This is a genomic window from Streptomyces sp. NPDC048419, from assembly GCF_043200415.1.
Taxonomy (GTDB): domain Bacteria; phylum Actinomycetota; class Actinomycetes; order Streptomycetales; family Streptomycetaceae; genus Streptomyces.
The window spans coordinates 443,179-470,156 of the sequence record NZ_JBICXT010000004.1 but is presented as its reverse complement, the minus strand read 5'-3'; the positions used below and the strand labels follow the sequence as shown (position 1 = coordinate 470,156).

The 26,978-nt window shown below is 71.8% G+C and carries 26 protein-coding genes and 1 pseudogene; 14 read left to right on the top strand and 13 right to left on the bottom strand.

Annotated features, from left to right (window positions below; all coding sequences use genetic code 11):
- The first annotated feature begins 501 nt into the window (after positions 1-501).
- The 7 genes from ACGFYN_RS12520 (at position 502) to ACGFYN_RS12490 (ending at position 7,131) form a co-directional block, all read left to right on the top strand.
- Positions 502-1,617, top strand: a complete 1,116-nt coding sequence (locus ACGFYN_RS12520; RefSeq protein WP_393865757.1) for a Gfo/Idh/MocA family protein — start codon at positions 502-504, stop codon at positions 1,615-1,617.
- Positions 1,614-2,552, top strand: coding sequence for a PmoA family protein (locus ACGFYN_RS12515; protein ID WP_393865756.1), 939 nt, complete (start codon positions 1,614-1,616; stop codon positions 2,550-2,552). The genes ACGFYN_RS12520 and ACGFYN_RS12515 overlap by 4 nt, the downstream gene beginning before the upstream one ends.
- A complete protein-coding gene (locus ACGFYN_RS12510) occupies positions 2,546-3,307 on the top strand; it encodes a cupin (RefSeq protein ID WP_393865755.1) in 762 nt (253 codons plus the stop codon). Before ACGFYN_RS12515 ends, ACGFYN_RS12510 begins: the two co-directional genes overlap by 7 nt.
- Before the next feature lie 98 nt (positions 3,308-3,405).
- On the top strand, positions 3,406-4,689 hold the full coding sequence (locus tag ACGFYN_RS12505; RefSeq protein WP_393865754.1) for an ABC transporter substrate-binding protein: 1,284 nt from the start codon (positions 3,406-3,408) through the stop codon (positions 4,687-4,689).
- Positions 4,686-5,630 carry a carbohydrate ABC transporter permease gene (locus ACGFYN_RS12500; protein ID WP_393865753.1) on the top strand — a complete coding sequence of 315 codons (945 nt, stop codon included), beginning with the start codon at positions 4,686-4,688 and terminating at the stop codon, positions 5,628-5,630. Before ACGFYN_RS12505 ends, ACGFYN_RS12500 begins: the two co-directional genes overlap by 4 nt.
- Positions 5,627-6,496, top strand: coding sequence for a carbohydrate ABC transporter permease (locus ACGFYN_RS12495; protein WP_393865752.1), 870 nt, complete (start codon positions 5,627-5,629; stop codon positions 6,494-6,496). Before ACGFYN_RS12500 ends, ACGFYN_RS12495 begins: the two co-directional genes overlap by 4 nt.
- Positions 6,497-6,501: 5 nt before the next feature.
- A complete protein-coding gene (locus tag ACGFYN_RS12490) occupies positions 6,502-7,131 on the top strand; it encodes a hypothetical protein (protein ID WP_393865751.1) in 630 nt (209 codons plus the stop codon).
- Positions 7,132-7,423: 292 nt separating this feature from the next.
- Here ACGFYN_RS12490 and ACGFYN_RS12485 read toward each other — a convergent pair whose 3' ends face one another.
- From ACGFYN_RS12485 to ACGFYN_RS12460, 6 genes are all read right to left on the bottom strand, one after another.
- Positions 7,424-7,849, bottom strand: a complete 426-nt coding sequence (locus ACGFYN_RS12485; RefSeq protein WP_393865750.1) for a VOC family protein — start codon at positions 7,847-7,849, stop codon at positions 7,424-7,426.
- Between the two features lie 59 nt (positions 7,850-7,908).
- On the bottom strand, positions 7,909-8,763 hold the full coding sequence (locus ACGFYN_RS12480) for a helix-turn-helix domain-containing protein (protein ID WP_393865749.1): 855 nt from the start codon (positions 8,761-8,763) through the stop codon (positions 7,909-7,911).
- A 61-nt stretch (positions 8,764-8,824) separates the two neighbouring features.
- Entirely contained in the window at positions 8,825-11,215 is a 2,391-nt protein-coding gene (locus ACGFYN_RS12475; RefSeq protein WP_393865748.1) for an ATP-binding cassette domain-containing protein, read from the bottom strand.
- A gap of 69 nt (positions 11,216-11,284) precedes the next feature.
- Entirely contained in the window at positions 11,285-12,568 is a 1,284-nt protein-coding gene (locus tag ACGFYN_RS12470) for an MFS transporter (RefSeq protein WP_393865747.1), read from the bottom strand.
- A gap of 4 nt (positions 12,569-12,572) precedes the next feature.
- Positions 12,573-13,388, bottom strand: coding sequence for a YqjF family protein (locus ACGFYN_RS12465; protein WP_393865746.1), 816 nt, complete (start codon positions 13,386-13,388; stop codon positions 12,573-12,575).
- Positions 13,385-14,485 carry a LacI family DNA-binding transcriptional regulator gene (locus tag ACGFYN_RS12460; protein WP_393865745.1) on the bottom strand — a complete coding sequence of 367 codons (1,101 nt, stop codon included), beginning with the start codon at positions 14,483-14,485 and terminating at the stop codon, positions 13,385-13,387. Before ACGFYN_RS12460 ends, ACGFYN_RS12465 begins: the two co-directional genes overlap by 4 nt.
- Positions 14,486-14,669: 184 nt before the next feature.
- On the opposite strand from ACGFYN_RS12460, the gene ACGFYN_RS12455 reads away from it, so the two are divergent.
- Entirely contained in the window at positions 14,670-15,725 is a 1,056-nt protein-coding gene (locus ACGFYN_RS12455) for a glycoside hydrolase family 5 protein (protein WP_393865744.1), read from the top strand.
- An 82-nt stretch (positions 15,726-15,807) separates the two neighbouring features.
- On the opposite strand, the gene ACGFYN_RS12450 is transcribed toward ACGFYN_RS12455, so the two are convergent.
- The 3 genes from ACGFYN_RS12450 to ACGFYN_RS12440 all read right to left on the bottom strand — a co-directional run bounded on the left by ACGFYN_RS12450 (position 15,808) and on the right by ACGFYN_RS12440 (position 17,842).
- Positions 15,808-16,614: an SAM-dependent methyltransferase gene (locus ACGFYN_RS12450; protein WP_393865743.1), complete on the bottom strand. Its 807-nt coding sequence runs from the start codon at positions 16,612-16,614 to the stop codon at positions 15,808-15,810.
- An 86-nt stretch (positions 16,615-16,700) separates the two neighbouring features.
- The gene (locus ACGFYN_RS12445; protein ID WP_393865742.1) at positions 16,701-16,961 is read right to left on the bottom strand and encodes a DUF397 domain-containing protein; all 261 of its coding nucleotides are present in this window, start codon (positions 16,959-16,961) and stop codon (positions 16,701-16,703) included.
- Complete coding sequence (locus ACGFYN_RS12440; protein ID WP_393865741.1) at positions 16,958-17,842, bottom strand: helix-turn-helix domain-containing protein; 885 nt, start codon at positions 17,840-17,842, stop codon at positions 16,958-16,960. The genes ACGFYN_RS12445 and ACGFYN_RS12440 overlap by 4 nt, the downstream gene beginning before the upstream one ends.
- Positions 17,843-18,043: 201 nt before the next feature.
- Here ACGFYN_RS12440 and ACGFYN_RS12435 point away from each other — a divergent pair, with 201 nt between their 5' ends.
- Positions 18,044-18,472, top strand: a complete 429-nt coding sequence (locus tag ACGFYN_RS12435; RefSeq protein ID WP_393865740.1) for an ATP-binding protein — start codon at positions 18,044-18,046, stop codon at positions 18,470-18,472.
- A gap of 18 nt (positions 18,473-18,490) precedes the next feature.
- Here ACGFYN_RS12435 and ACGFYN_RS12430 read toward each other — a convergent pair whose 3' ends face one another.
- Positions 18,491-19,747, bottom strand: coding sequence for a PP2C family protein-serine/threonine phosphatase (locus ACGFYN_RS12430; protein WP_393865739.1), 1,257 nt, complete (start codon positions 19,745-19,747; stop codon positions 18,491-18,493).
- A 248-nt stretch (positions 19,748-19,995) separates the two neighbouring features.
- On the opposite strand from ACGFYN_RS12430, the gene ACGFYN_RS12425 reads away from it, so the two are divergent.
- Complete coding sequence (locus ACGFYN_RS12425) at positions 19,996-20,790, top strand: SAM-dependent methyltransferase (protein ID WP_393865822.1); 795 nt, start codon at positions 19,996-19,998, stop codon at positions 20,788-20,790.
- A gap of 14 nt (positions 20,791-20,804) precedes the next feature.
- Here ACGFYN_RS12425 and ACGFYN_RS12420 read toward each other — a convergent pair whose 3' ends face one another.
- On the bottom strand, positions 20,805-21,206 hold the full coding sequence (locus ACGFYN_RS12420; RefSeq protein ID WP_393865738.1) for a hypothetical protein: 402 nt from the start codon (positions 21,204-21,206) through the stop codon (positions 20,805-20,807).
- A 37-nt stretch (positions 21,207-21,243) separates the two neighbouring features.
- The gene (locus tag ACGFYN_RS12415) at positions 21,244-21,666 is read right to left on the bottom strand and encodes a hypothetical protein (protein ID WP_393865737.1); all 423 of its coding nucleotides are present in this window, start codon (positions 21,664-21,666) and stop codon (positions 21,244-21,246) included.
- 191 nt (positions 21,667-21,857) lie between these two features.
- Here ACGFYN_RS12415 and ACGFYN_RS12410 point away from each other — a divergent pair, with 191 nt between their 5' ends.
- Complete coding sequence (locus ACGFYN_RS12410) at positions 21,858-22,706, top strand: SMP-30/gluconolactonase/LRE family protein (RefSeq protein ID WP_393865736.1); 849 nt, start codon at positions 21,858-21,860, stop codon at positions 22,704-22,706.
- Positions 22,707-22,747: 41 nt separating this feature from the next.
- On the opposite strand, the gene ACGFYN_RS12405 is transcribed toward ACGFYN_RS12410, so the two are convergent.
- Positions 22,748-23,920, bottom strand: a complete 1,173-nt coding sequence (locus tag ACGFYN_RS12405; protein ID WP_393865735.1) for an acyl-CoA dehydrogenase family protein — start codon at positions 23,918-23,920, stop codon at positions 22,748-22,750.
- Positions 23,921-24,609: 689 nt separating this feature from the next.
- On the opposite strand from ACGFYN_RS12405, the gene ACGFYN_RS12400 reads away from it, so the two are divergent.
- From ACGFYN_RS12400 to ACGFYN_RS12390, 3 genes and pseudogenes are all read left to right on the top strand, one after another.
- Positions 24,610-25,725, top strand: a complete 1,116-nt coding sequence (locus ACGFYN_RS12400; RefSeq protein ID WP_393865734.1) for a GNAT family N-acetyltransferase — start codon at positions 24,610-24,612, stop codon at positions 25,723-25,725.
- Positions 25,726-25,855: 130 nt separating this feature from the next.
- Positions 25,856-26,376: pseudogene (locus ACGFYN_RS12395) on the top strand (S1C family serine protease); the annotation flags it as partial.
- 102 nt (positions 26,377-26,478) lie between these two features.
- Complete coding sequence (locus ACGFYN_RS12390) at positions 26,479-26,838, top strand: PDZ domain-containing protein (protein WP_393865821.1); 360 nt, start codon at positions 26,479-26,481, stop codon at positions 26,836-26,838.
- The last annotated feature ends 140 nt before the right edge of the window (positions 26,839-26,978 follow it).

Below are 26,978 nucleotides of genomic sequence, written 5' to 3'. Positions count from 1 at the left end.
GGGGCGGGCCCTGGGCCCGGTTGGGTCCGGGGCCCGGGGCCGGGCGCGGACCGGGCACTCAGGGAGCCGTAACCGGTCCCGCCCGGCCGTCACCGATCCCCGCCCCCGACCGTCACCGACCCCCGCCCCCGACCGTCACCGACCCACACCCCAGAGAGTCGCCGCCCCGCCCGCGTGGGCTACCGATCCCCGCCCCCGACCGTCACCGACCCACACCCCAGAGAGTCGCCGCCCCGCCCGCGTGGGCTACCGATCCCCGCCCCCAACCGTCACCGATCCCCTCGACCGTCACCGACCCACACCCCCAAGAGTCACCCCCCAGCCCCCCAAAAAAACCGCCCGCATCCACCCCCACGCCACCCCGCCCACCCCCGCGACCTGCCCCTCCAAGTGCGGGAACTTCCTGCAGGGGGGTTGTCCTGACATGCACCCGCACCTAGGGTCGCTCCGAGTGCAAGCGCTTTCTGCTTGACTGTTCGTCGTATGTCCGAGGAGCGCCGTATGCCCCACCGCCCCCACCGTCGCTCAGTCGCCGTCGTCGGCACCGGTGCCATCGTCAGCGACAGCCATCTGCCCGCGCTGAGAGCCCACGCCGACCGCGTGGAACTGGTCGCCGCCGTCGATGTGGACGAGGGCCGGCTGGCGGCCTTCCGCGAGCTGGCGGGCGGCGAGGTCGCCGGGTACACCTCGATGGAGGCGATGCTGGACGCCGTACGGCCCGACCTCGTCCTCATCGGCACCCCGCCGTCCCTGCACCGGGAGCAGACGATCGCCGCGCTCAAGGCGGGTGCCTGGGTGCTGTGCGAGAAGCCGCTGTGTCTCTCGCTCGCCGAGTACGACGAGATCGCGGCGGCCGAGGGGGCGTCGGGGGCCTACGCCTCGGTCGTCTTCCAGCACCGCTACGGCTCCGGCGCCGTGCACGCGCGCGAGTTGATCACCGGCGGCCAGGTAGGCGCCCCGCTGGTCGCGCACTGCCAGACCACCTGGCACCGCGACGCCGCCTACTACGCCGTGCCGTGGCGCGGACGCTGGGCCACCGAGGGCGGCGGCCCGACCATGGGCCACGGCATCCACCAGTACGACCTGATGCTGCACCTGCTCGGCCCGTGGGCCGAGGTGCGGGCCATGGCGGCGCGGCTGGTCCACGACACCGAGAGCGAGGACGTCTCGACCGCCCTGGTCCGGTTCGAGAACGGTGCCCTCGCGACCGTCGTCAACAGCGTGCTCTCCCCGGACGAGGTGAGCCGTATCCGCATCGACTGCGCCGACGCGACGATCGAGCTCACCCACCTGTACGGCCACACCAACGACGACTGGGTCTACACCCCCGCCCCGCACGTCGCCGCCGAGCACGCCACTGCCTGGCGCACGCCCGCCGCGGACGTCCCCAGCTCGCACGCCGCCCAGCTCGGCGCCCTCCTGGACGCGTACGACAGCGGCGTACGGCCGCCGGGCAGCGGCCCGGACGCGCACGCCACGCTGGAGTTCGCGGCCGCGCTCTACAAGTCCGCGTTCACCGGACGGCCCGTGCTCGCGGGCGAGATCGCCCCGGGGGACCCGTTCTACCCGGCCATGCACGGCGACCACCCCGACTGGGCCCCCAAGGAGCGCGCATGAGCATCCGCGTCAGTCACGCGTACGGCGCCCACATCGCCGTGGCGGCGCCGGACGGCACCGAGATCCTCCGCTACGTCTACCGCCCCGACCCCGACGCCTTCGAGTCGCGCAAGCCCTACGCCCACCCCGTGCGCACCCTCGGCGGGCGCACCGTCACCGGCTACCGCCCGAACGACCACCGCTGGCACAAGGGCCTGCAGATGACGGCGAGCCACCTGTCCGGGCAGAACTTCTGGGGCGGCAACTGCTACGTCCACGGCGAGGGCTATCTGCGGCTGCCGGAGCGCGTCGGCTCGATGCGGCACGACGGCTTCCCCGAGTTCACGGTCGAGAACGACCGGCTCGCCTTCACCGAAGCGCTGACCTGGGTGGAGAACGGCGGCGCGGAATGGGCCCGCGAGGTGCGCGGGATCGCCGTCCACTCGGTCGACGAGGAGGCCGGCGCCTGGGCCCTTGACTGGTCGATCGAGCTCACCAACCTGCGTGACCAGCCGCTGGCCTTCGGCTCGCCCACCACCCACGGGCGCGAGCTGGCCGGTTACACGGGACTGCAGTGGCGCGGCCCCCGCGACTTCACCGGCGGCACCGCCTTCGGCCCCGACGTCGACGGGGGAGCGGGCGCGGACGCCGGGAAGCTGATGGGCACCCAGGGCCCCTGGCTGGCCTTCACCACCGAGCACGACGACGTCGACGCGCACTCCACGCTCGTCTTCGCGCACGCGCCCGAGAACCTCGACGAGTCGGCCGCGATCCACGCCTCGCACTGGTTCGTGCGCTCCGAGCCGATCCCGACGGTCGCCTTCTCCTGGGCGTTCTTCGAGGAGTTCGAGCTGCCGCCCGGCGCGTCCTTCAGCTACCGCTACCGGGTCGTGGTCGCCGACGGCGCCTGGGACCGCGACCGCGTCGGCGCCTACCTGGAGGGCCTGTCGTGGTGAGCGAGCCCGAGCCGGCCCTGCCGCACCCGCTGCCCGGCGCGGTGGGCCTGTCCCACCTCAGCGCCTACGACTGGGAGGCCGCCGACGGCGTGTGCGGGGGCAGCCCGCATCTGCATCTGGTGTGCACGGAGGCGTACGTCGTCACCGGCGGCCGCGGGGCGGTGCAGACCCTGAGCCCAGACGGCTACCGGGACATCCCGCTGGAGGCCGGCTCGGTCGCCTGGTTCACGCCGGGCACCGTGCACCGCATGGTGCAGGGCGGCGATCTGCGCATCACCGTGCTGATGCAGAACAGCGGTCTGCCCGAGGCCGGGGACGCCGTCTTCACCTTCCCGTCCGAGGTGCTCGCCGACCCAGAGAAGTATGCGGCCGCGGCAACGCTGCCGCCCGGTACGGGAGTTGACACGGAGGCGTCCGCGCGCCGCCGCAGGGATCTCGCCGTCGAGGGCTACCTCGCCCTGCGCGAGGCGCTGGTCGCGGGGGACAACGAGCCGTATCTGGAGTTCCAGCGCTCAGCCGCCCGGCTGGTGCGGGAAAAGGTGCCGCGCTGGCGGGAGTTGTGGCGGGCCGGCGCGCTGGCCACCGCCGAACGCACCGGCGCCCAGCTCGACGCGCTAGCCGCGGGCGACGACGACTACCTCGCCGACGCGACCGCACACCGCACCGAACCCACCCGGCTGGGCGGCTTCGGCATGTGCGGCCGCCGTGACGAGTACGCGCTGCCGGGCACGACGCTGCCGTACGAAAGTAAGTGACTCATACAGCGCGGTAGTTGATGGGACGTCAGGGGAGGCGTCCGGGGGGTTTTCCGACCGAAGACCGAAGACCGAGGAGAGAAAGAGGTGACCTCGGCATGCCCGGACACAGGACAAAGGGGTTCTGCGCGTCGGCCGCCGCACTCGCGCTCTGCGCGACGCTGGCCGGCTGCGGGGGATCCGGGGAGAACGCCGGCGGCGGCAAGGTCGTGCTGCGCTACACGTGGTGGGGAAACCCCGACCGCGCGGCACGTACCGAGCAGGCCGTCGCCCTGTTCGAGAAACGGCACCCCGGCGTGCGGGTACAGACGTCGTTCTCCGGCTACGACGCCTACAAGCAGAAGCTCGCCATCCAGGCCACCGGCGGCGACGCGCCCGACGTGATGCAGCTCGACTACCGCCAGATCGACCAGTACGCCTCCGGGCACGTGCTCCTCGACCTCGGCAAGGTCAAGAGCGCCCTGCGCACGAGCGAGATCGACGCGGGACTGCTGGCCACCGGCCGGGTGCGCGGCACGCTCTACGCCGTCCCGCAGGGCCGCGGCACCGAGACCGCGGTCTACGACGTCGCGACCTGGAAGGCGTCCGGGGTGGCCCTGCCGAGGCAGGGCTGGACCTGGAGCGAGTGGGCGGACGCCATGCGCGCCCTCGCGAAGAAGACCGGCAAGCCCGGCGCCACCGACCCGGGCCAGAGTGAGGACGCCTTCGAGGTCTGGCTGCGCGGCCAGGGCAAGACCCTCTACACCAAGGACGGGCATCTCGGCTTCACCGCGGCGGACCTGACCCGCTGGTGGACCTTCGCCGACCGGCTCCGCAAGGAGGGCGCGGTCTCCCCGGCCGAGCAGACCACCCAGCTCGACGGCACCGTGGAGAACACCCCGCTCGGCCGCGGCAAGGCACTCAGCGACTTCAACTGGGACGCCCCGTCCAGCGGTTACCTCGCGATCGTCAAGGGCGGGGTGGCGCTGGGGCCGATGCCGTCGGGTGAGGACGGCACGCCCGGCCAGTACTTCAAGCCGTCGATGTTCCTCGGCGCAGGCGCCCACACCTCCCACCCGAAGCAGGCCGCGGAACTGATCGACTTCCTCCTCAACGACCGGCAGGCGGCGGACATCCTCGGTGCGACCCGCGGCATCCCCGTCAACGAGACCATCCGCAAGGCGACGGCCGCGCAGCTGAAGGACTTCGACAAGACGGTGGCCGACTACCAGGACTCGCTCGAAGGCACCCTCAAGAACCCGCCGCAGGCCCCGCCCTCCGGCGACAACGCCCTGCAGACCACCTTCGCGCGCGACTACGACCAGGTGTCGTACGGACGCATGTCGCCGCGCGAGGCGGCCGAGAACTACGTCACCGAGGCGAAGGCGGAGCTGAGGTCATGACCACCACCGACATCCCCGCGTCCACCGCCCGCCAGCCCCGCTCCGCGGCCGCCCCCAAACGGCGCCCCAAGCGCGAACGCGAGGGCGCCGCCTGGGTGTTCCTCTCACCATGGGTGCTCGGCGCCATCGTTCTGACGCTGCTGCCGATGGCCGTCTCGCTGTACCTGTCGTTCACCGACTACGACCTGTTCAACGCGCCGCACTGGGTGGGCCTGCGCAACTACACGCAGATGTTCACCGAGGACCCGCGGTACTGGCGTTCGGTCGAGACGACCCTGACCTACGTCGTCATCGCCGTGCCCCTCCAACTCGCCCTGGCCCTCGGCGTCGCGCTCGCACTGAAGACCATGAAACGCGGCAAGGGCTTCTACCGCTCCGCCTTCTACGCGCCCTCGCTGCTCGGCGCCTCCATGTCCATCGCCCTGGTCTGGCGCGCGATCTTCAACGACGGCGGCACGGTGGACAACCTCTTCGGCACCGGCGGCTGGATCAACAAGCCGGGCTGGTCGCTGCTGGCCGTAGCACTCCTGACGGTCTGGCAGTTCGGCGCGCCGATGGTCATCTTCCTCGCCGGTCTGCAGCAGATTCCGATGGAGCTGTACGAGGCGGCCGCCGTCGACGGGGCGGGGAAATGGCGGCAGTTCGTGTCCATCACCGTCCCGATGCTGTCGCCGGTGCTGTTCTTCAACCTGGTCCTGCAGACCATCCAGGCCTTCCAGGTGTTCACGCCCGCCTTCGCGGTCAGCGGCGGCAAGGGCGGCCCCGCCGACTCGACCCTCGTCTACACCCTCTACCTCTACGACCGCGGCTTCGTCGCCTCCCACATGGGCTACGCCTCCGCCATGGCCTGGGTGCTGCTGCTCGTCATCGGCGCCGTCACCGCGGTGCTGTTCCGCACCTCGCGCTCCTGGGTCTTCTACGCCTCCGAGGGGGACCGATGACAGCCACCGCCCCAACCACCGTGGTGGGCAAGCCCGTTCGCCGAAGCCGGATCGCCGTGCACATCGGCTGTCTGGTCGCGCTGCTGGTGATGCTCTATCCGCTGGCCTGGCTGTTCGCCACCTCGCTCAAACCGGCCGACGAGGTCATCGCGAGCCTCAACCTGCTGCCCAGCCACCTGGAGTGGTCCAACTACAAGACGGCCCTCGACGGCGTGAACGGCGTGTCCGTCTGGCGGCTGCTCGGCAACTCGCTGCTCATCGCGGGCGGGGCGGTCGTCGGCAACGTCGTCAGCTGCTCGCTCGCCGCGTACGCCTTCGCACGGCTGCGGTTCCGGTTCCGCGGGCCGATGTTCGCGTTCATGATCGCGACGATCATGCTGCCGCATCACGCGGTGCTGATCCCGCAGTACATCATCTTCAACAAGCTCGGCCTGGTGAACACGTACTGGCCGCTGATCCTGCCGAAGTTCCTCGCCACGGAGGCGTTCTTCGTCTTCCTGATCGTGCAGTTCATGCGCGGTCTGCCGAGGGAGCTGGAGGAGGCGGCGCGGATCGACGGCTGCGGGCCGTTCCGGAGCTTCTTCCAGGTGATCCTGCCGCTCACGCGCCCGGCGCTGATCACGACGGCGATCTTCACGTTCATCTGGACCTGGAACGACTTCTTCACCCAGCTGATCTACCTCTTCGACCCCGACAAGTTCACGCTCACGCTCGCCCTGCGGTCGTTCGTGGACGCCTCCAGCCAGTCGGCGTTCGGGCCGATGTTCGCGATGTCGGTGATCGCGCTGCTGCCGATCGTGCTGTTCTTCCTCGCCTTCCAGCGGTTCCTGGTGGAGGGCATGGCCAGCTCCGGACTGAAGGGGTGAGCGCGATGAGCCGGACCCGGACTGCACAGACCCGGGAGCCGGGCGAGGTCTTCGGCCCCGGTATGACGCTGTTCGCCGACATGCTGAGCGTCGGCCTCGCCACGGCGGCGGCCTGTCTGCCGCTGCTGACGGCACCGGCCGCGCTCTCTACTGCGTGCGCGGTGCTGCGGGGCGCCCGGGAGGACCAACCGGCCACCGCGGGCCGCTACTTCGCCCTGCTGCGGCGACGCCTGCGCCCGGGCGACCTGCTCGCGGGCGCGGTCGCCGTGGCGGGCCTGCTGCTGCTCGCCGCGGACCTGGCCCTGGCGGGGGCGGGACTGCCCGGAGCGCCCCTCTTCGCCGCGACGGCCGCGGTGATCGGTGCCTGCGCCATGGTGATCGCCCTGCGCGCGTGCGCCCGTCCCGAGTCCCTCACGGCCTGGCCCGCCGCCTTGCGCGAGGCCGCCCAGGACGCGGTACGGGACGTCGGCGGCAGTGCCCTGGTCCTCCTGGCGGTGGCGACGGCCGCGGTCTGCGCCTGGATGCTCGTGCCGCTCGCGTTCCTGGCACCGGGACCGCTGGCATTGGCGCTCACGGCGGTGGATGTACGGAGGGCGGGCGGCTCAGGGCGGAAGTTCGGGCTGTCGGGCGGGTGAGACCGGGCGGGGCGGGCGGTGACGTGGCGCGTGCGGTCGAAGGGCGTGCAGCACGCGCCGAGGTGACGGTGGGCCGGGGCTGCGGTCGGGTTGCCGGTGGTGTTGCGGGGGCGGGGCGCGGACAGTCGTGCTGAAGCGGCCGGCGCCCCAGCCCGTTGTCCGCCGCCGTCCTGCGCTCGCGGGCCGCGACACCGCCTGCCCGGTGAATGGCGCGTTCGCCGCAGCCGATCGGTGTCCGCCGGTGCCACCGGGGCTGTCCCTGACCGCGTCGCGGAACCTCGCGAAACGAGGCTCAGCGTGGTTCCCCCGCGTACGTGCCGAAATACCACCGGTTGCCCTCCGGGTCCCGGGACGCGAAGTCTCGGGAGCCGTAGTCGGTGACGTGGAGGTCTGTGGTGATGTCGGCGCCCGCCGCCTTGGCGCGGGCGTGGACGGCGTCCGGGTCGGCGGTGACGACGTAGGCGCTGAAGGCGCCGGGGGGTGTCGGACCGGTACCGGGTTCGGCCTCCTGGCGTACGGAGCCCAGCATGACGCCGCCGCCCTCGGGCCAGCCGAGCTGGGCGTGGTCGACCTGGTCGCCGTCGCCGTAGACCACGGTCTCCTCGAAGCCGTAGGCGTCGACGAGGAAGCGGATCAGGGCGCGGGCGTCGTGGGCGCGCAGGGTGGGCCAGACCTGCGGGGCGGGCGGCTGCTTGGCGGGGTCGGGCGTGGTGGTCATGGTGATGAGCCTCCGTGTCGCGGGCGGCTGCCCGGTTCGGCCGGTTGTCGTCACCAGCTTCACGTGGGCGGGTGGTGTCCGGATTGGATGTTTCGGAACTCCTGGGCCAGCCAGTCGCTTGGCGTGCAGGCGGCCAGCGCGCTGAACTCGCGGTCCAGGTGCGACTGGTCCGCGTAGCCGCAGTCGGCGGCCAGGCCCGAGAGGTCGAGGGCGCCGGGGCGGCCCGCCAGGCGGCGCCGTGCCAGGTCGAAGCGGATCACCCGGGCGGCCGCCTTGGGAGTGAGGCCGATCTCCGCGCGGAAGCGGTTGCGCAGATGCCGTTCGCTGACGGCGGTCTCGGCGGCGAGCCGGTCGACGCGCAGTCGCCCGCCGGCCGACAGCAGCCGCTGCCAGGCGACCGCGACCGGCGCGGCGGAGGCCGCCCGCAGGCCGTCGTGGCGCGTCATACGGCGAAGCAGCCAGTCGTCGACCGCGGCGAAGCGGGCGGCCCAGCCGGACGCCTCGCGCACCCTGTCGTGGACCTCGCGCAGGTCCCCGCCCAGCACGTCGTCGGCGTGGACGTCCGTACCGGCCAGCTCGCCCGCCGGAAGCCCCAGCAGCACCCGTGCGCCGAGCGGGCTGATCGCGACCTGGATGCCGGACTGCCGCCCGGGGATCTCGATCAGCGCGGGCGTGAGGTGCAGGCCGCCCAGGAGGGTCGGGTAGTCGCCGGGGGGCGCGCCCGGGTCGGGGTGGGCGGCGATGCTCAGCGGCTCGTCGAGCGTGATGATCAGGGTCAGCCACGGGGACGGCAGCCCCCGGTGCCGGGCGGGCGGCACACCACGCTGACGGTAGCCGGAGTACCAGCCGACCAGCCCCCGCAGAGGCGCCGCGGGCACCGCCCGCACCGCCTCGTCCACGACGTCGCCTGCCATACGGCCATTGTCCCGCGCACGGGGCGGCCGGCACCACGGCAGCAGCCCCGTGCCGCCCCGCTCACCCGCCGACGTACTCCGCCAGGTGCCGGCCCGTGATGGTGGTCCGCTCGGCGACCAGGTCGGCCGGGGTGCCCTCGAAGACGACGCGGCCGCCGTCGTGGCCGGCGCCGGGGCCGAGGTCGATGATCCAGTCGGCGTGCGCCATGACGGCCTGGTGGTGCTCGATGACGATCACGGACTTGCCGGAGTCGACCAACCGGTCGAGCAGGCCAAGGAGTTGTTCCACGTCGGCGAGGTGGAGGCCGGTGGTCGGCTCGTCGAGTACGAGGACGGATCGGACACCGCCCTTGTCCGCCATGTGCGTGGCCAGCTTCAGGCGCTGGCGCTCACCGCCGGAGAGGGTGGTCAGCGGCTGGCCGAGGGTGAGGTAACCGAGGCCGACGTCAGCCAGGCGTTCGAGGATCTTGTGCGCGGCCGGCGTGCGCGCCTCGCCCTCGGCGAAGAAGTCCAGCGCCTCCGAGACCGGCATCGCCAGGATCTCGGAGATGTCCCGGCCGCCGAGGTGGTACTCCAGCACCGACGCGTCGAACCGCTTTCCCTCGCAGTCCTCGCAGGTGCTGGCCACCCCGGCCATCATCGCCAGGTCGGTGTAGATGACGCCGTTGCCGTTGCAGGTCGGGCAGGCGCCTTCGGAGTTGGCGCTGAACAGCGCGGGCTTGACGCCGTTGGCCTTGGCGAAGGCCTTGCGGATCGGCTCCAGAAGACCGGTGTACGTAGCCGGGTTGCTGCGCCGCGAACCCCGGATCGGGCTCTGGTCGACCGAGACGACCCCGAGGTCCTCCGGGATCGACCGGTGCACCAGCGAGCTCTTGCCGGACCCCGCGACACCGGTGATCACGGTGAGGACGCCGAGCGGTACGTCCACGTCGACGTCCCGCAGGTTGTTCTCCGAGGCGCCGCGGATCTCCAGGACCTCGCTGAAGTCGCGCACTTGGCCCTTGAGGGAGGCGCGGTCGTCCAGGTGGCGCCCGGTGACGGTGTCGCTGCCGCGCAGCTTGTCGACGGTGCCCTCGAAGCAGACCGTGCCGCCCGCCGTACCGGCGCCGGGACCCAGGTCGACGACGTGGTCGGCGATCTCGATGACCTCCGGTTTGTGCTCCACGACGAGCACGGTGTTGCCCTTGTCCCGCAGCCTCAGGAGCAGATCGTTCATGCGCTGGATGTCGTGCGGGTGCAGCCCCGCGGTCGGCTCGTCGAAGACGTACGTGACGTCGGTCAGCGAGGAGCCGAGGTGACGGATCATCTTGACCCGCTGCGCCTCACCGCCGGAGAGCGTGCCCGCGGACCGGTCGAGGGAGAGGTAGCCGAGGCCGATCTCCACGAACGAGTCGAGGGTCTGCTGCAGCGCCCCGAGCAGTGGCGCCACCGACGGTTCGGCCAGCACCCGCACCCAGTCGGCCAGGTCCCGGATCTCCATCCGGCAGGCGTCCGCGATGGAGATCTTCTTGATCTTCGAGGTGCGGGCGTGCTCGGCGAGCCGGGTGCCGTCGCAGTCGGGGCAGGTGGCGAAGGTGACCGCGCGCTCCACGAACGCCCGCACGTGCGGCTGCATCGCCTCCTTGTCCTTGGACAGCATCGACTTCTGGATGCGCGGGATCAGACCCTCGTAGGTCATGTTGATGCCCGCGATCTTCATCCGGGTCGGCTCGCGGTGCAGGAGGTCGTGCAGCTCCTTCTTCGTGAACCTGCTGATCGGCTTGTCCGGGTCGAAGAAGCCGGACTCCGCGTACAGCCGGGAGTTCCAGCCGCCGCCGGTGTAGCCGGGGATGGTGAAGGCGCCCTCGTTGATCGACTTGCCGGCGTCGTAGAGCTGGGCCAGGTCGAGGTCGGAGATCGTGCCGCGGCCCTCGCAGCGCGGGCACATGCCGCCCACCTTGTTGAAGGTGACCTTCTGCTTGGCGCCGCCGCCCACCGAGATCGCGCCGGCCGCGGAGACCGAGGGCACGTTGAAGGCGAAGGCCCCGGGCGGGCCGACGTAGGGCTTGCCGAGGCGGCTGAACAGGATGCGCAACATCGCGTTGGCGTCGGTGGCCGTGCCGACCGTGGAGCGCGGGTCGGCGCCCATCCGCTGCTGGTCGACGCTGATCGCGGTGGTCAGTCCGTCGAGGACGTCGACCTCGGGCCGCGACAGGTTCGGCATGAAGCCCTGGACGAAGGCGCTGTAGGTCTCGTTGATCAGCCGCTGCGACTCCGCGGCGATCGTGTCGAAGACCAGGGAGCTCTTGCCCGAGCCGGAGACGCCGGTGAACACCGTCAGCCGGCGCTTCGGGATCTCGATGCTGACGTCCTTGAGGTTGTTCTCGCGCGCGCCGTGCACGCGGATCAGGTCGTGACTGTCGGCGGCGTGCAGTGCGGGCGACTGCGAGTCCGTCCTCTTGGCCGTGGTCATCGCTTCTCCATCTGTCGGGCCGGGGCGGGTGCGGTGCGAAGGTGGCCGGCGGGTGGTGCTGCGGTCACGTTAACCGTGGCTCGCGGACCGGCGCTTCTCGATTCCTGACGGGTTTCGGCGCCGGTCGCCGCGCCGGGCCGCCAGCAGCACGTACGCGAGGATGCCGAGCACCACGGTGGCCAGCCCCGAGCCGCCGATCGTCGCCCGGGGGCCCAGCGCCGCGGTGAGCGGTCCGCCGAGCGCCGTGCCGAGCGGTGACGCGGTGAGCAGCACCGCGTTGTTGGCGGCGAGCATCGCGGCCAGGTGCCCGGGTGGCGACTTGGCCTGCATCAGCGTCACCCAGAGCGCGACGAAGGGGCCGTAGATCACGCCGCCCAGGGTGAAGCACGCGACCGTGGCCGCCGTCGGCGCACCGAGTCCGAACGGCAGCAGCGAGAGCCCCCAGGCGATCACGATGGCGACCGTCACGGGCCACAGCGGGAGCTGCCGCAGCGCCCCGATCGCCAGCGAGCCGAGCACCGCGCCGACGCCGAACAGCATCCAGTACAGGCCCAGCAGGGTGCCCGGCGCGTGCAGGTCGTCGGTCACATGCAGCGGAAGCGCGACCTCGATCGGGCCGTAGAGGAAGTTGAAGAACCAGGTGAGGGTGAGCAGGCCGAGGAGTTCGGGGCGGGATCGCAGCAGGGCGAGCCCGCCGCGGGCGGCCGGCTGATCGACGGGGTCGACGGGGGAGGCGTCCCCCGGTTCCGGCAGCCGGGTGCGCGCGACGAGCACGGCGAGGAACACATAGGTCAGGGCGTCCAGACCGAGGACCAGCGCGGAGCTCGCGTACGTCACCAGCACACCGGCGACGGCGGGTCCGGCGATCGTGGCGGCGAAGCCGAGCGAGCTGACGAAGGTGTTCGCGGCCAGCCGCTGCTCCTCGGGCAGCAGCTCGGCGAGCAGGGTGTACTTGCCCGCGCCGCCCCACGCGTGCAGCAGTGAGGAGACGGCGAGCAGTACGACGTACAGCGGCGGTGTCAGGAGTCCGGCGAGCCAGGCCAGTGGCACGGCGCCGATGAACACGCCGCGCACCGCGCTGTCCACCATCAGCAGCCGCCTGGCCGGCACCCGGCGCAGCCGGCGCCCGAACGCCAGCGCGCCGGCCACGCCCGGCAAGGTGTACGCGGCGACCGCGCCGCCGACCCACAGTCCCTGCGTCGCCTGGGGCGCGAGCTGGATGGCGAGCCAGGCCACCGCGACGAAGCTCATGCCGTCCCCGAGGCCGGAGACCCCGAAGCCCAGGATCAGCCGCCGGAACACCCTGTTGGCGAGGACGGGCCGGTAGGCGGAGGGGACGAGACGTCGGATCACGCGGTCACGCTACGGGCGGCGCGGGGCTCGGCGCTTCTCCATTGCTGATCTCTCCGGCTGCGGGGTTCCCTGCTCGCGGCCGGACGACGGCGGGCGTCCCGAACCGGACCGGGACACCCGGTGAGTACAGCACGCTGACCGGCGCGCCCTGCACCCGCGGCAGACCGGCCGCGGCGACCAACTCGTCGTCCAGGTCGAGGAGTTCGGCCCGGTGCAGCGGCCACGGTGGGTGGTCGTTCGGCAGGTGCATCGTGCGGCCGTGCCACGGGACGTGCATGCCCCAGCGGGCGGTGAGGAAGTGTTCCAGGGGTGTGGGCCGTGCGATGGGCGCGCCAGGTCGTACGACCGCCCGGCTCGTGGGCCCGCGACCCGCCGCCCCCCTGCGGCAAGTGGTGTAGGTGAGCACGCCGTTCTCCTGGCGCAGACGCATCGCGGACCAGACGTAGGGCAGCCGCACACCCCATCGCCCCACCAGCACGGCCAGGAGGCGGTTGGCGTCCAGGGAGCGGAACACCACGCCGCGGCGGCCCTGCTCGTCCACCGAGTACAGCCGTACGTTCGTCTCGCAGAACGTGCCGAGGTACGGCAGCCCGGGTCCCGGGCCGAGGCCCACGCCGCGCATCAGGAACGGCACCAGGCCGACATAGGTGACCCCGTCGAGTGTGTCGGGGCGGGTCCCGGCGGGCAGCAGCCCGGCCACCCGCTCGGGCTCGACCGGCCAGTGCAGGAAGGTCAGTCGGTGCCAGCCCTGCACCAGCGACGGGCGGCGCACGGGCCGTGGTGTGGCCGGGGTCACCGGCTCGGTCTCGACGTGCGTCACCGGCGGCCGTCCCGTGGCGCGGCGGTGCTGTGCCGGACCACGAGGCCGGCCGGGACGAGGTCGGTGCCGGCCCGCGCGCCGCCGTGGGCGCGGATCTGCTCCAGGACGCCCTCGACGCAGCGGCGGCCGACCTCGGCGAAGTCCTGGTGGACGGTGGTGAGGGGCGGGACGAAGAACTCGGCGTCGGGGATGTCGTCGAAGCCGACGACGCTGATGTCCGCGGGCACGTGCAGGCCGCGCTCGTGGAAGGCGCGCAGCAGGCCCAGCGCCATCTGGTCGTTGGAGGCGAACACGGCCGTGCAGTCCGGCTGTTCGGCGAGCACGAGGCCGGCGGTGTAGCCGGACTCGGCGGACCAGTCGCCGCGCAGCGGCTGCGGCGCCGGGCGGCCCGCCTCCCGAAGGACGGTGCGCCAGGCCTGGGTGCGGCGCTGTCCGGCGAAGGACGTCTCGGGTCCGGCCACGTGCCAGACGGTGTGGTGGCCCAGGCCGAGCAGATGGGTCACGGCCTTGCGGGCGCCGTCGGCCTGGTCGGTGTCGACCACGCTGTAGCGGTCGCCGGCGTCGGAGTCCACGACGACGACGTGCACCCCGGGCGGCAACTGCACCGTGCCGGTGTCCAGCAGATGGATCTCCATGATGACGATGACGGCGTCGACGGCCAGCTCGCCCATGCGCGTGAAGGCGCCCAGCACGTTGTCCTGGGTCGGGACGTCGATGGGGATCAGCGTGATCGCGTAGCCCTCGGCCGCGGCGTGCGTGGCGATCGCCTCCACGGTACGGCTGTTGCCCGTCGAGGCGAGGCTGAAGAGGATCACGCCGATGGTGTTGAACTGGCCGTAACGCAGGGCGCGCGCCGCGCTGTTGGGCCGGTAGCCCAGCTCCCGCATCGCCGCGAGCACCTGCTCCCGGGTCGAACTGATCACGCCGGGATGGCCGTTGGAGACCCGCGAGACCGTCTGCGAGGACACGCCCGCGAGCTTGGCTACGTCGGCCATGGACACCCGCTGTTTGCGGCGCCCGCCGGGCACGCCGGAGCCGCCCCGCTGCGCGCCGCCCGCGGGGGCGGACACCCGTTGCTCCCGGTCGCTCAGATCCATCGCTGCACCACTTCCGCCCGGCTCCTCGACGCACCGGATGTTACGCGTGAGGCATCTTGACGGCCGCTGGGACGGATGCCACGATTCCGGCGCCGCCGAGTTTACGTAAACATCCGTCGCCGAGGTAGGGCGTGTTTACGTAAACATGCGGGCGCCGAGCCGCCGTCTCCCGAAAGGCACGTCGATGCGCAAGCCCACTGCCACGAACCGCCTCACCCCCCGGCTGCGTGCCGCCTGCGCCGCGGCCGCGATCGCCGCGCTCTGCGGCACCGCCCTGGCCGGCGGCCCCGCCTCCGCCGCCCCGGGCACCGGAACCACCCAGTTCAAGGGCGTCAACTGGGCCGATCCGCGCGACAATTACGCCGACGACCCGGTCGTCCTGTCCGGCCTCACGCTCTCCGACAGCTACGCGCAGACGTATGCCAAGGCGAGCCGGGTGATCTCGGCGTTCCGCGCCAACCTCGGCGCCAACACCGTGCGGCTGCCGATCAACCCGTACACGGTCAACGGCGCGTACTGGAAGTCGTACCGCGGCGTCATCGACGCGGCCTCCGACAAGGGCTTCAAGGTGATCGTGTCCTACTGGGAGGGCACCGGCGCCCAGAAAGACGGCTTCATCGACGACGAGGCCACCTACTGGCCCATGTGGAACACGGTCGTGGGCGCCTACCGGCACGACCCGCACGTCTACTTCGAGCCGATGAACGAACCGCACGGCTACACCGACGCCCAGTGGGCCGACCTCGCCGCCAAGTGGCTCGCCACCTACCCGTCCGTCCCGCACGGCCGGGTCTTCGTCAGCGGCGCCGGTTACAACGACCACGTCACCTCGGTCTGCGCCGACCCGCGCCTGAAGGGCACCTATCTGTCCCTGCACCACTACGGCTTCTGGAAGAGCTACGCCACCTACGACCAGTGGGTGTCCGACCTCAAGGAGCGCATCGGCGACTGCGCCGGCCGTACGGTCGCCGACGAGTTCGGCGCGCCGATGACCACCGGCCTCGACTACGACAAGCCGGACACCGCCGACAACTCGGTGAACTTCATCCAGGCCGACACCGACACCTTCCGCAAGCTCGGCATGGGCTCGGTCTACTGGCCCGGCCTGCGCACCGACGACACCTACTCGATCCAGAAGCTGACCGGCGACGCCGCCCGCCCCTGGCTGGCCACCACCAACCGGTCCGGCGCCGACCGCCTCGCCTGGGCCTGGGGCCGGGGCAGGCCCGTGCAGAACTGAGGCTCCCGTCCCGGTCCGACCGGCGTACGGCCCCGGCCCCGCGAGGGACCGGGGCCGTACGGCACCCCCGACTGCCGCACCCCTACGGCTTGATGCCCACCCCGGTCCACAGGCTGACCTCGGCGTCCGTGGCCGTGGCCGCGCCGTCCGGGCGCCAGCGGTGACCCACCGAGATCCCGGGCTCGAGCAGGTCGAGCCCGCTGAAGAACCGGGCCACGTCCTGCTGCGCGCGGAACTGCACCGGCGTTCCCGCGTTGTTGTAGATGTCGGTGACCTTCTGCCAGGTGGCCGGGTCGAAGTCGGGCGTGCAGTGGCTCAGCGCCAGGGCACTGCCCGAGGGCAGGACGGCCAGCAGCCGCTCCACGATGCCGTACGGGTCCTGCGCGTCCGTCACGAAGTGCATCAGGGCGTTCAGGGACAGGGCCACGGGCTTGTCCAGGTCCAGGACCTCCGACAGCTCCTGGGAGTTCAGCAGCGTGGCCGGGTCGTTGACGTCCGCCTCGATGTACGTGGTGCGGCCCTGGGCGGTGCTGCGCATCAGGCGCTCGGCGTACTTGAGCACGAGCGGGTCGTTGTCGGCGTAGACCACCCGCGCCTCGGGGACCACGGACTGCGCAACCTGGTGCAGGTTGGGCTCGGTCGGGATGCCGGTGCCGATGTCCAGCCACTGGCGGATGCCGTGCTCCCGGGCCAGGACCCGGGTGGCGCGGTGCATGAACGCCCGGTTCTCGCGGGCGCACACGAAGATGGCCGGGTAGGCCTCGGCGACGGTCTCCGCGGCCAGCTTGTCGACCTCGAAGTGGTCCTTGCCGCCGAGGTAGTAGTCGTACATCCGGGCGGAGTGGGGCCGGCTGGTGTCAATGTCCCGCGCGGCGTGCGAGCTGGTCATCCTGTCCCTTTCGGTGGTGTGCGGTGGGGGTGTCGGGCAGGTGGTGGCCGGGGTGCGCCCGGGTTCTTCCCGCCGGTCCGGTGGCGTCAGCCGGCCGTCAGATGATCGGCGAGGCCTCGTTTGACTCCCGCGACGAACGCGGTGATCTCCTCGGGGGTGTAGATCAGCGCGGGTCCGGCGGGATCGGTCGACTGTCTCAGCGCCACACGGCCGTCGGCGAGTTGCTTGGTCTGCACGCACTGGCCCCCGTTGGGACCGCTCCACGGAGACTCCCAGCCCTGATCACCGAGGTCCGAGGCCGGCATCCCGTTGTAGACATGGCCGACACGGCCGCCGGTAACGGTCATGAGTACTCCTTTCGCATGCGATTCAGGAGCGCCTTGCTGTCCGCGTCCGAGGTCAGCAGGGACATGCGGTTGTGCGCTTCCAGATGGGCCGCCACGTCCGAGCGCTGGTCCAGGTACATGGAGCCGGTGAGGGCCTCGCTGTAGACGATGTCGGGCAGTTCCGGCTCCTCGAATCTGAAGTAGGTGAAGGGCGCGCAGGCGCCGACGTGGGCGCCGGCCGCGAACGGCACGACGTCGACGCTGACGTGCTCCAGATCGGAGACCTCCAGCAGCCGGTCGATCTGCTCCCGCATCACCTCGGGACCGCCCACCACCCGGTGCAGCACGGCCTCCTCCAGCACCGCCCACAGCGTGGGCGCGTCCTGCTTCTCCAGCAGGCTCTGGCGGCGCAGCCGCACGTCCACCCGGCGGTCCAGCTCCTCCTCGCTGCCGTTGGGCAGGCCGCCGCGCAGCACGGCGCGCGCATAGCGAGGGGTCTGTAAAAGGCCGGTCACATAGTGCGGCTCATAGGTCCGCAGCGTCCTCGCACCGGTCTCCAGGCTGACGTAGCCGCTGAACCAGTTGGGCAGTACATCGCGGTACATGTGCCACCAGCCGGGCTCGTTGGCCCGCTCCGCGAGGGGGACGAACTCGTCGATCTCCTGCCGGTCGGCCCCGTAGGTCTCGAGCAGCTTCTCCACGTAGAGGGGCTTGAGCGCGACCTCCGCCTTCTCCAGGCGGCGGATGGTCAGGGACGTCACCCGCAGCGCCTTGGCCGCGTCGTCCAGGGAGACGCCCGCGTCCTGGCGCCGCTCCTGCAACCGTCGGCCGAGGATCATGCGGAGAACGGTGGGAGCGCTGGGGCTGTTGCTGCTGCCTGCGCCCGACCGGCCTTCGTTCACGCCCTACCTCCTGAGGAACCGTCACGAGCGCTTCAGCGCAAGCGACTTGATGAAGCCACCAGAACGATACCGGCTAGATGAAAATAACAGGCAGCTGGTTGCAGGTTGAACTGGCCTGTGAGCATAGTTACTTGCGCGAATCATTGCGACGATCACAGCGCGCCCGCTCTCCCCTGGAAGGCAACTGCCGTGACCCCCCACATGACGTCCTCACCGCAGCTGTTAGACGCCGCGAGCCAGGAACGAACGCACTGGCTCGAACTGCCGCCGCACCGCTCCAGCATCAAGGTCGCCCGCCGCTCGGTGAGCGCGCGGCTGAGCGCCTGGCGAGTGCCCGCCGACCTGTGCGCCGACGCCGTCCTGCTCGTCTCCGAGCTCGCCACCAACGCCCTGCGGCACACCCTGAGCGCACGGATCCTGTGCGGCATCGGCCTCGTCACCGACGAGTGCCTGCGCCTCGAGGTGCACGACCACGACCACACCGGCCGCGGACTGCCCCGGTGCGAACCCGGCCCCGACGACGAGGGCGGCCGCGGACTGGTCCTCGTCGAGGCGATCGCGGACATCTGGGGGGTCGACCGGTCCAGACTCACCGGCGGCAACGCCGTCTGGGCCAACCTGACGGTCTGAGCCCGTCCGGCAGGGAGGTCAGTACTTCCCGGGCGTCAGTTCGGCGAGCAGCAGCGTGCGGTCGTCCGCGCCAACGGCTGCTGCGGGGGAGCGCAGCAGCCGGCGGCACAGGGACTGGAGCCGCTGATCGTCGTCGGCCGGGGCGGGCTCGAGCGTGGCGGTGTCCAGGGCGAGCGCGAGCCGGGTGATCTCCTGGTCGATGTCGGCGTCGCGCGATTCGACCAGGCCGTCGCTGTAGAGCACCAGCAGGGACGGTTCGTCCACGGTGAGCACGGTGGCCTCGTAGCTGCCCGTGCCCAGCCCGAGAGGCAGACCCGGACTGGCCAGCGCCACCGGCGCCGTCCGGCCGTCGGGGCCGCGCAGCAGCGGGGGAGGGTGGCCCGCGCCGACGAGGGTGCAGGTGCGCTCGCGGGCGTCCCACTCGGCGTAGATGCAGGTCGCGAAGGAGGCGCCCGGGGTGTCGTAGGCGAGCGCGTCGAGGCGCCGTACGAGATCCGCGGCGGGGATGTCGAAACCCGCCAAGGTGCGGACGGCGGTGCGCAGTTGGATCATCGCCACCGCGGACTCGGGACCGTGTCCCATGGCGTCGCCGACGACCAGGCTGACCCGGTCGCCCGGCCGTCTCAGCACGTCGAACCAGTCCCCGCCGATGATGTTGCCCTGCCCGGCCGGCAGACAGCCGTGCGCGATGCGGCAGCCCTCGATCTCGTGGGCGGAGCCCGGCAGCAGGCTGTTGCGGATGGCCAGGGCGGTGCGGCGCTCGCGCTCGTAGCGGCGCGCGTTGTCCAGGGCCGTCGCGGCCCGTGCGGCCAGCGCCGCCACGGCGGTGACCTCCGCGGTCCGGAAGGGGGCCCGGTCCGGGCCGCGGGTGCACGCGACGAAGCCGACCGCGGTGCCGCGCAGACGCAGCGGGACCACGAGGAAGGAGGACGCGTGCAGCAGGGAGTCCATCCGCGCGTCGCCGCCGCCGGACGCGATCAGCCGCTCGGAGGTGTGGGAGTCGACCGCGTCGAGCAACTGCGCCTGTCCATCGGCGAGAGCGCGTGCGTACGGCGTCTCGCGCGGGAAGACGATCACCTCGCCGTCCGGCAGCAGCCCCGCCCAGTCCTCCACCGCGTCCGTGCCCACCCGCAGGGCCAGCCGGCGTGCCTCTATCTGGGGTGGATCCGCGGCCGGGTAGGCGTTCTCCTCGCGCAGCCAGCGCTCCAGCAGATAGACCGAGGCCGCGTCGCAGAATCCGGGCGTGAGCGCGTGCACGACATGACTGCCGGTCAACCGCAGATCCAGCTCCGAGCCGATGACGTCGGCGGCGGGTGAGAAGGCCGAACGCCTGGGCGAAGGCTGGGCGGTGGGGGAGTCTTCGGTGCGGCTGCGCGATTCGTTCCGCAGGGGTCGTGCCTTTCCGGGCGGGGTCCGGGCGCACGGCGATGGGGGGGTGGCTCGTCGGGCGTCGTCGGCAACTATATGATGACGCGTCAAGGCCCCTGGTCATAGAGGGAGTTGCAGTGCCGGACAACGCTGGAATGCCACCCGGGACCGATCCCGTCAAGGCGAGTGTCGCCCGCATGTACGACGCCATGCTGGGCGGTGACCACAACTTCGCCATCGACCGGGAGGCCCTGGCGGCCTTCACCGCCATCGACCCCCAGGTGCGCACCCTGGCCCGGGCCAACCGCGCCTTCCTCGGCCGCGCGGTGCGCTTCCTGGTCGAGTCGGGCGTACGGCAGTTCATCGACCTCGGCTCGGGCATCCCCACCCAGGGCAACGTCCACGAGGTGGCGCAGGCCGCGAGCCCCGGCGCCCGGGTCGTCTACGTCGACAACGACCCCGTGGCCGTGGCCCACAGCGCCTCCCTGCTCGCCGACAACCCGGACGCGGACATCGTCGACGGCGACATCCGGCGGCCGGCCGAGGTCCTGGCGTCCCCGCAGGTGCGCAAGCTGATCGACTTCGACCAGCCCGTCGCCGTACTGATGATCACGATCCTGCACTTCGTCTCGCCCGAGGAGAACCCGGCCGCCATCGTGGCCGCCTTCCGCGACGCCCTGCCCGATGGCGGCTGGCTGGCCCTGACCCACGCCACCAACGAGGACCGCCCGGACACCGCCGACGCCGTCGGCAAGCTCTACCGCTCCCGCGCCACCTCACCCGTCACCGCCCGCTCCCACGACGAGATCCTCGGTCTCTTCAGCGGCTTCGACCTGGTGAAGCCCGGCCTGGTCTACGTTCCCCTGTGGCGCCCGGACCCCGGCGACCAGATCCCCGACAACCCCTCGGAGTACTGGGTGTACGCGGGAGTCGGCCGCAAGGGCCCGTGACCGCACGCCGTGCGTCAGCAGTGCTGGATCTTCGACTTCCAGGTGTTCGGGCCGCCCGTGTTCAGGTACCAGTCGTTGACGTAGCCGTCCCCGATGCCGTTGTCGACCCGCATCCAGTAGCGGTAGCCGTGGCCATCCGCGTCGGGGTCGCCGGTGGTCCAGCACAGCAGCCCCAGCTGGTCCCCGTTGTGGTACTGCCCAAAGACCGGCGACTTGCCCGCGCCGTAGCTGGGCCCTGTGCGCACGGCCAGGTACGAGCCGGCGTCGATGCCGGTGACGTTCGCGCACACGGCCGGGTCGCCGGAGATGCTGCACGAGTGGATCGCGGCGCCGGCCGGCCCCGCGCCCGCGAGGACGGCCGCGGCAGCGGCGGTGAGAGCGACTCCCGTCGCGGTGAGAGCACGCAGGTGCTTCATGAGGGTCCCTCCGGTTCTTCGACTTCCGCGTCGGGGATCAGGCGCACTGGGGGATCTGCGACTTCCAGGTGCCGGGGCCGCCGCTGTCCAGGTACCAGTCGTTGACGAAGCCGTTCCGGCTGCCCGTGGAGACCTGCATCCAGTAGCGGTAGCCGTGGCCGTCCGCGTCCGGGTCGCCGGTGGTCCAGCAGTCCAGCTCCAGCCACTGCCCGTTGCCGAAGCGGGCCACCTGTGCCGCGCCGTAGCGCGGTGCGGTGCGCATCACCAGGGACGAGCCCGCCTTGATGCCGATCACCTGGGCGCAGCGCGCCGGGTCGCCGGCCCCGGCGCCCGGGCAGGGACGCGGATCGGCCTGTGCGGGCGTGGCCGTGAGCAGACCCGCTCCGGCGAGCAGGGCGACCGCCGCCCCCGCGGCGGCCGTGGACCCCAGCCGGGACCGGATCGGTCGTGACTTCACCATCGGTTCCTCCGTTCGATTGCCGACGATCAAGACCATGGCATCCGACGGCGAAGGAGACATCCTGTGATGTCTCAGGGTCCGGCGGGCGGCGGCCGTTTCGAGATCACCGCTCGCGGATGTCGATTCGCGCGGTCCCTGTTCGTATGGAGGGTGAGGGACCGGCACGGGGCCGGTCGAGCGAAGGGGCTGTGATGGCGATGACCCAGGTGTCCGTACTGCTCACCGGCCGGGGCCTGGTGGAGTCACCCCGCTGGCACGGCGACCGGCTGTACTTCTCCGACTGGTCGGCCGGCGAGGTGGTCGCCGTGGACCTGGCCGGGCGCAGCGAGGTCGTCGCCCGGGTGGCGTCGCTGCCGCTGTGCAGCGCCTGGCTCCCCGACGGCCGACTGCTGGTCGTCTCGTCCAAGGACGGACGGCTGCTGCGCCGCGAACCCGACGGCAGCCTGGTCCTGTACGCGGATCTCGGCATCCCGGGCTGGAACGACATCGTGGCGGACGGCCGCGGCAACACCTATGTCAACCGCGCCCACTTCGACCCGATGGCGGGGGAGGACCCCGAACCCGGTTCCGTGCACCTGGCCGCCGCGGACGGCTCGGTGCGCCAGGTGGCCGACGACATCGCCTTCCCCAACGGCATGGCGGTCACCGCCGACGACGCCACGCTGATCGTCGCCGACTCCTACCGTCACCAGCTGGTCGCCTTCGACATCGGGGCCGACGGGGGACTGTCCCGGCGCCGCGTCTGGGCCGACCTCGGCGAGGACACCCCGGACGGGATCTGCCTCGACGCGGAGAACGCGGTCTGGTACGCCGACGTCCCGCACCGCCGCTGCGTGCGCGTCGCCGAAGGCGGCACCGTGCTGCAGACCGTGCCGCTGGACCGCGGGGCGTTCGCCTGCGTGCTCGGCGGCCCCGACGGCAGGACGCTGTTCGTCACCGCGGCCCGCTGGCAGGGCATGACGGAGAACGAGATGGTGGCGCCCGGAACCGGTCAGGTCCTCACCGTCCCGGTCGAGGTGCCGGGGGCGGGCCGGCCGTAGCACCGCCCGGCCCTCGCAGGAGCCGTGGGACCGGGCCGGTCTCACAGAAACGGCGTGCCCGCGTCGAGCCCCGACAGGACGCGGCCGTACAGCTCCAGATTGGTCGCGGGGTTGACGAAGGAGTGCACATTCAGCGCGTGCAGATCGCGTACGGCCCGCTGGAGCGGCACCTCCCGGTGCAGTGACGACGCCCCGGAGGCGGAGGCGAGCAGGTCCACGGCCTCCTTGCACAGCCGTGCCACATAGCCGGTCTGCGCCCGGATACGCGCCCGCTCCTCCTGGGTGAAGGGTTCGCCGGCCTCGATCCGGGCGACGAAGTCGCGCGTCAGCAGCTCGGCGCTGGAGATCTTCATCGCCGCCTCGGCCGCCTGGAGATGGGTGACGGCCGCCTCGTGCTGCCGCCGGTGGTTCGTGTACGTGATGCCCCGGCGGTGGATGCGCTCGGTGAACTCCTCCAGCGCCGCCCGGGCCAGTCCGAGCGCGTCGGGTGCCGTCCAGGCACAGAACAGCAGCAGCACCGGCATCCGGTAGAAGGGGTCCTCGGCGCTGGTCTTCGACGGGAATTCCCCGCGCAGCAGGGGATCGACAGGCAGCACGCGGTGGGCGGGCACGATGACGTCCCGGGCGACGACGCTGCTGCTTCCGCTGCCCGCGAGACCGGAGACGTGCCAGTCGTCGAGGATCTCCAGCTCCCGCATCGGCACGGCCGTCCACAGCACCTCGGAGGGCCCGTCACCGGACTCGACACGGACCGTCAGCAGATGCCAGTCGGCGTGCCGGCAGCCGGTCGCGAACCCCGAGGTGCCGTTGACGACATAGCCGTCGCCGGTGGCGACCGCGGTGGCGTCCGGGATGAGCGTGCCGCCGACCTTCACATCGGGACCGGTGAAGATCTCGTCCTGGGCCTCGTCGGGGAAGAGCGCCGCGATGAAGGAGCAGCCGGCTTGGATGAGCGCGGTGAAGGCCGTCGAGCCGCACGCGCCGGCGATCTCGCTCAGCGCTTCGACCTGGGTGTGCAGCGGGGTCTGGTAACCGCCGTACCGCCGGGGGACGTTCATGCGATAGATTCCGGCGTCCGTGAGCGCCGCGACGACCTCACTCGGCACCGTTCGCTCCTGCTCGGTGCGCAGCGCATGCGCGCGCACGAGGGGCCGCAGCGCCGTGGCGCGTTCGACGAGGCCCGCGTCGGTGGGGAGTGCTGAGGACGGAGCCATGGACGACCTCCGGACACGACGGATGCTCACCGTGACCCGGATCGCGTTCGGTGTCAACGGGGCCTCTGGCAGCGGGAGTTGGGTGTCAGCCGCCGCCGCGCCGCTCCGCCAGGCAGGCGAGGTGGAGGGCCATGGTCGTGGATGTGCAGGGCGGCGGAGGCGGGTACGAGGTTGAATCCGCTCGCACCAGGCGGTGATCGTCTCGCGCAGCGCCTTACGCAGAGCGGCGGCTCGGTCACCGTTGGCTTGATCGCGGCCAAGGGGGCACGAACACCTCACCGACCGCGTTCACCCTCAACGGCAGCGCCTGCACCACCACGGACCACTGGCCCCATCTTTGGTCATCTCGCGCTTCCGCAGGGGGGATTGGGGAGTCAATCTGGGGGTTGGGGCTCCCGCGCCAGGCAATCCCACCCACCTGACGATTTCCCTTCAACCGCAGGACAGGACATCGATCGGGCCGAATCCGGGCGCCTCGTCACAGTGCGGTCTTTGTTGCGGCAGGCACTCTTGACAACATGCGTACTGTTTCGCGAGGTTTGATCCACGGCGGAGACTGCGCCGTGGGGGGACGTCACGGGGGGAGCGATCGCCGATGCGATCGATGAACAGGGGTCCACATGCTCTGCCGGCCCGTGCCGCGGTCGGGACGTCTCTCGCGGAGCCTGCGGAAGGGCGGATGATCTGACGTGGACGTCACGATCCACAGAGCCGACGAGCTGACCGCGGCAGTACGCGCGGCATGGCACACGGCGATGGACGAGTCTCCGGAATACGCCAATCCGTTCCTGGCGCCGGAGTTCACGGCCGGGATCGGCAGGTACCGCGCCGGGACACGGATCGCCGTCCTGCGCGAGGACGGCGATCCCGTCGGCTTCCTTCCCTACGAGCGCAACGCCTTCGGCGTCGGCCGCGCCATCGGCCTCGGCCTGTCCGACTGCCAGGCGCTCGTGCACCGCCCCGGATTCACCTGGGACGCACAGGAACTGCTGAAGGCCTGCCGGCTGTCCGTCTTCGAGTTCGATCATCTCGTCGAGGAGCAGAAGCCGTTCGGCCGGCACGTCACGGGCATGTTCGCCTCCCCGGTGGTCGACCTCAAGCCCGACGAGAGCGGGTACGCGCCGTGGCTGCGCGGCGCCTACCCGGGCCTCGCCAAGACCACGCTGAAGAAGGAGCGCCGCCTCGGGCGCGACGTGGGCGAGGTGCGCTTCGAGTTCGACGAGCGTGATCCGCAGATGTTGCGCCGGCTCATGCAGTGGAAGTCCGCCCAGTACCGCAGGACGGGCCGGATGGACCGGTTCGCCCGGCCATGGATCGTGGACCTCGTGCGCCATCTCCATCAGGTCCGCGAGGAGCACTTCACCGGCGTCCTGTCGGTGCTCTACGCCGGTGACCGCCCGGTGGCGGCGCACTTCGGGCCCCGCTCGCGCACGGTGCTGGCCGCCTGGTTCACCGCCTACGACCCCGAGTTCCACCGCTACTCGCCCGGCCTGATGATGCATCTGCGCACCGCCGAGGCGGCGGCCCGGCACGGCGTGACGCTGCTCGACCTGGGTCGCGGCGACAAGGAGTACAAGGACTGGCTCAAGACCAGGGAGCTGCGCGTGGCGGAAGGATTCGCCACCCGGCCCCATCCGGTCGCGGCGGCCCACCAGCTGTGGCGCAGACCCGTGCGGGGCCTGCGGAACACGGTGAACGCCCATCCCGAACTGCGCGCACCAGCCGACCGTCTGCTGAAGACGGTCGGCACACTGCGTACGTCGAGACGGGCGGACCCCGGCGACGAGGGACCCCGCGCCCGCTGATCGCGTGCCGGCCGACCGGACGTCGGCTGATCGCGGGCCGGCGTCAGCCCGCAGCGAAGTCCTCTTCGCCTGTCCCTGCAAGGGTGTAAGCATGTAATACACGCCTTGGGGCAAGCGGAAAGGTCGACCAGTGGCCACCACGTTTTCCGGGCCCGACCGCTCCGGCAGGGAGCAGGCCGCGCTCGACTCCTACTCGCAGATCGTCACGTCGGTCGCCGCCGAACTCACGCCGAAGGTGGCGGCCCTGAACGTCGCGCACCGCCGCTCCAGAGGGCGGTTCGTGAGGGGAACCGGCTCCGCGGTGGTCTTCACCGACGACGGTTTCCTGCTCACGAACGCCCATGTCGTCGGGCACTCCGATGCCGGTACGGCGTCCTTCGCCGACGGCACGACCATCCCCTTCCACGTCATCGGCGCCGACCCGCTCTCCGATCTCGCCGTGGTCCGCGCCGACGGGCCCACTCCGCCCCCGGCCACGCTCGGCGAGGCCGACACGCTGCGGGTGGGGCAGCTGGTCGTGGCGGTCGGCAACCCGCTCGGCTGACCGGCAGCGTCACCGCCGGTGTCGTCAGCGCGCTGGGCCGGTCGCTGCCGGCCGGCGCGGGCCGGGCCACACGCGTCATCGACAACGTCGTCCAGACCGACGCCACGCTCCACCCGGGCAGCTCGGGCGGGGCCCTCGCAACGGCCGACGGCAGCGTCGTCGGCATCAACACGGCCATCGCCGACGTCGGCCTGGGCCTGGCCGTCCCGGTGAACGGCACCAGCCGGCAGATCATCGCGACCCTGCTCTCCGAGGGTCGGGTCCGCCGCGCCTATCTCGGCCTCGCCTGCCTGCCCGCACCGCTGCCTCCGCCGGTCCAGGCCCGCACCGGCCGGTCCACGGGCCTGAGGATCATCGAGGTCGTGCCCGCCTCGCCCGCCGACCGCGCGGGCCTGCGGGACGGCGACCTGCTGCTCAGCGCCGACGGCGCCCCGGTGACCAGCGCCCAGGCTCTGCAGCGGCTGATGCTCGAGGACGCCATAGGAGTGCCGCTGGCCCTGACGGCCCTGCGCTCCGGCGCGCTCGTGGACGTCGTCGCGGTGCCGGTGGAGCTGGTCGCCGGCGAGTGAGGCCGAAGCGGGCACGCGAGTGGGGGGGGGGGGGGGGGGCCCGCCCCCCCCCCCCGGGCCGCCCCCCCCCCCCCCCGCCCCCCCCCGCGCGGCCGCGGGGCGCCCGGCGGGACGTGGGGAATACCCCCGCCCCCCCCCCC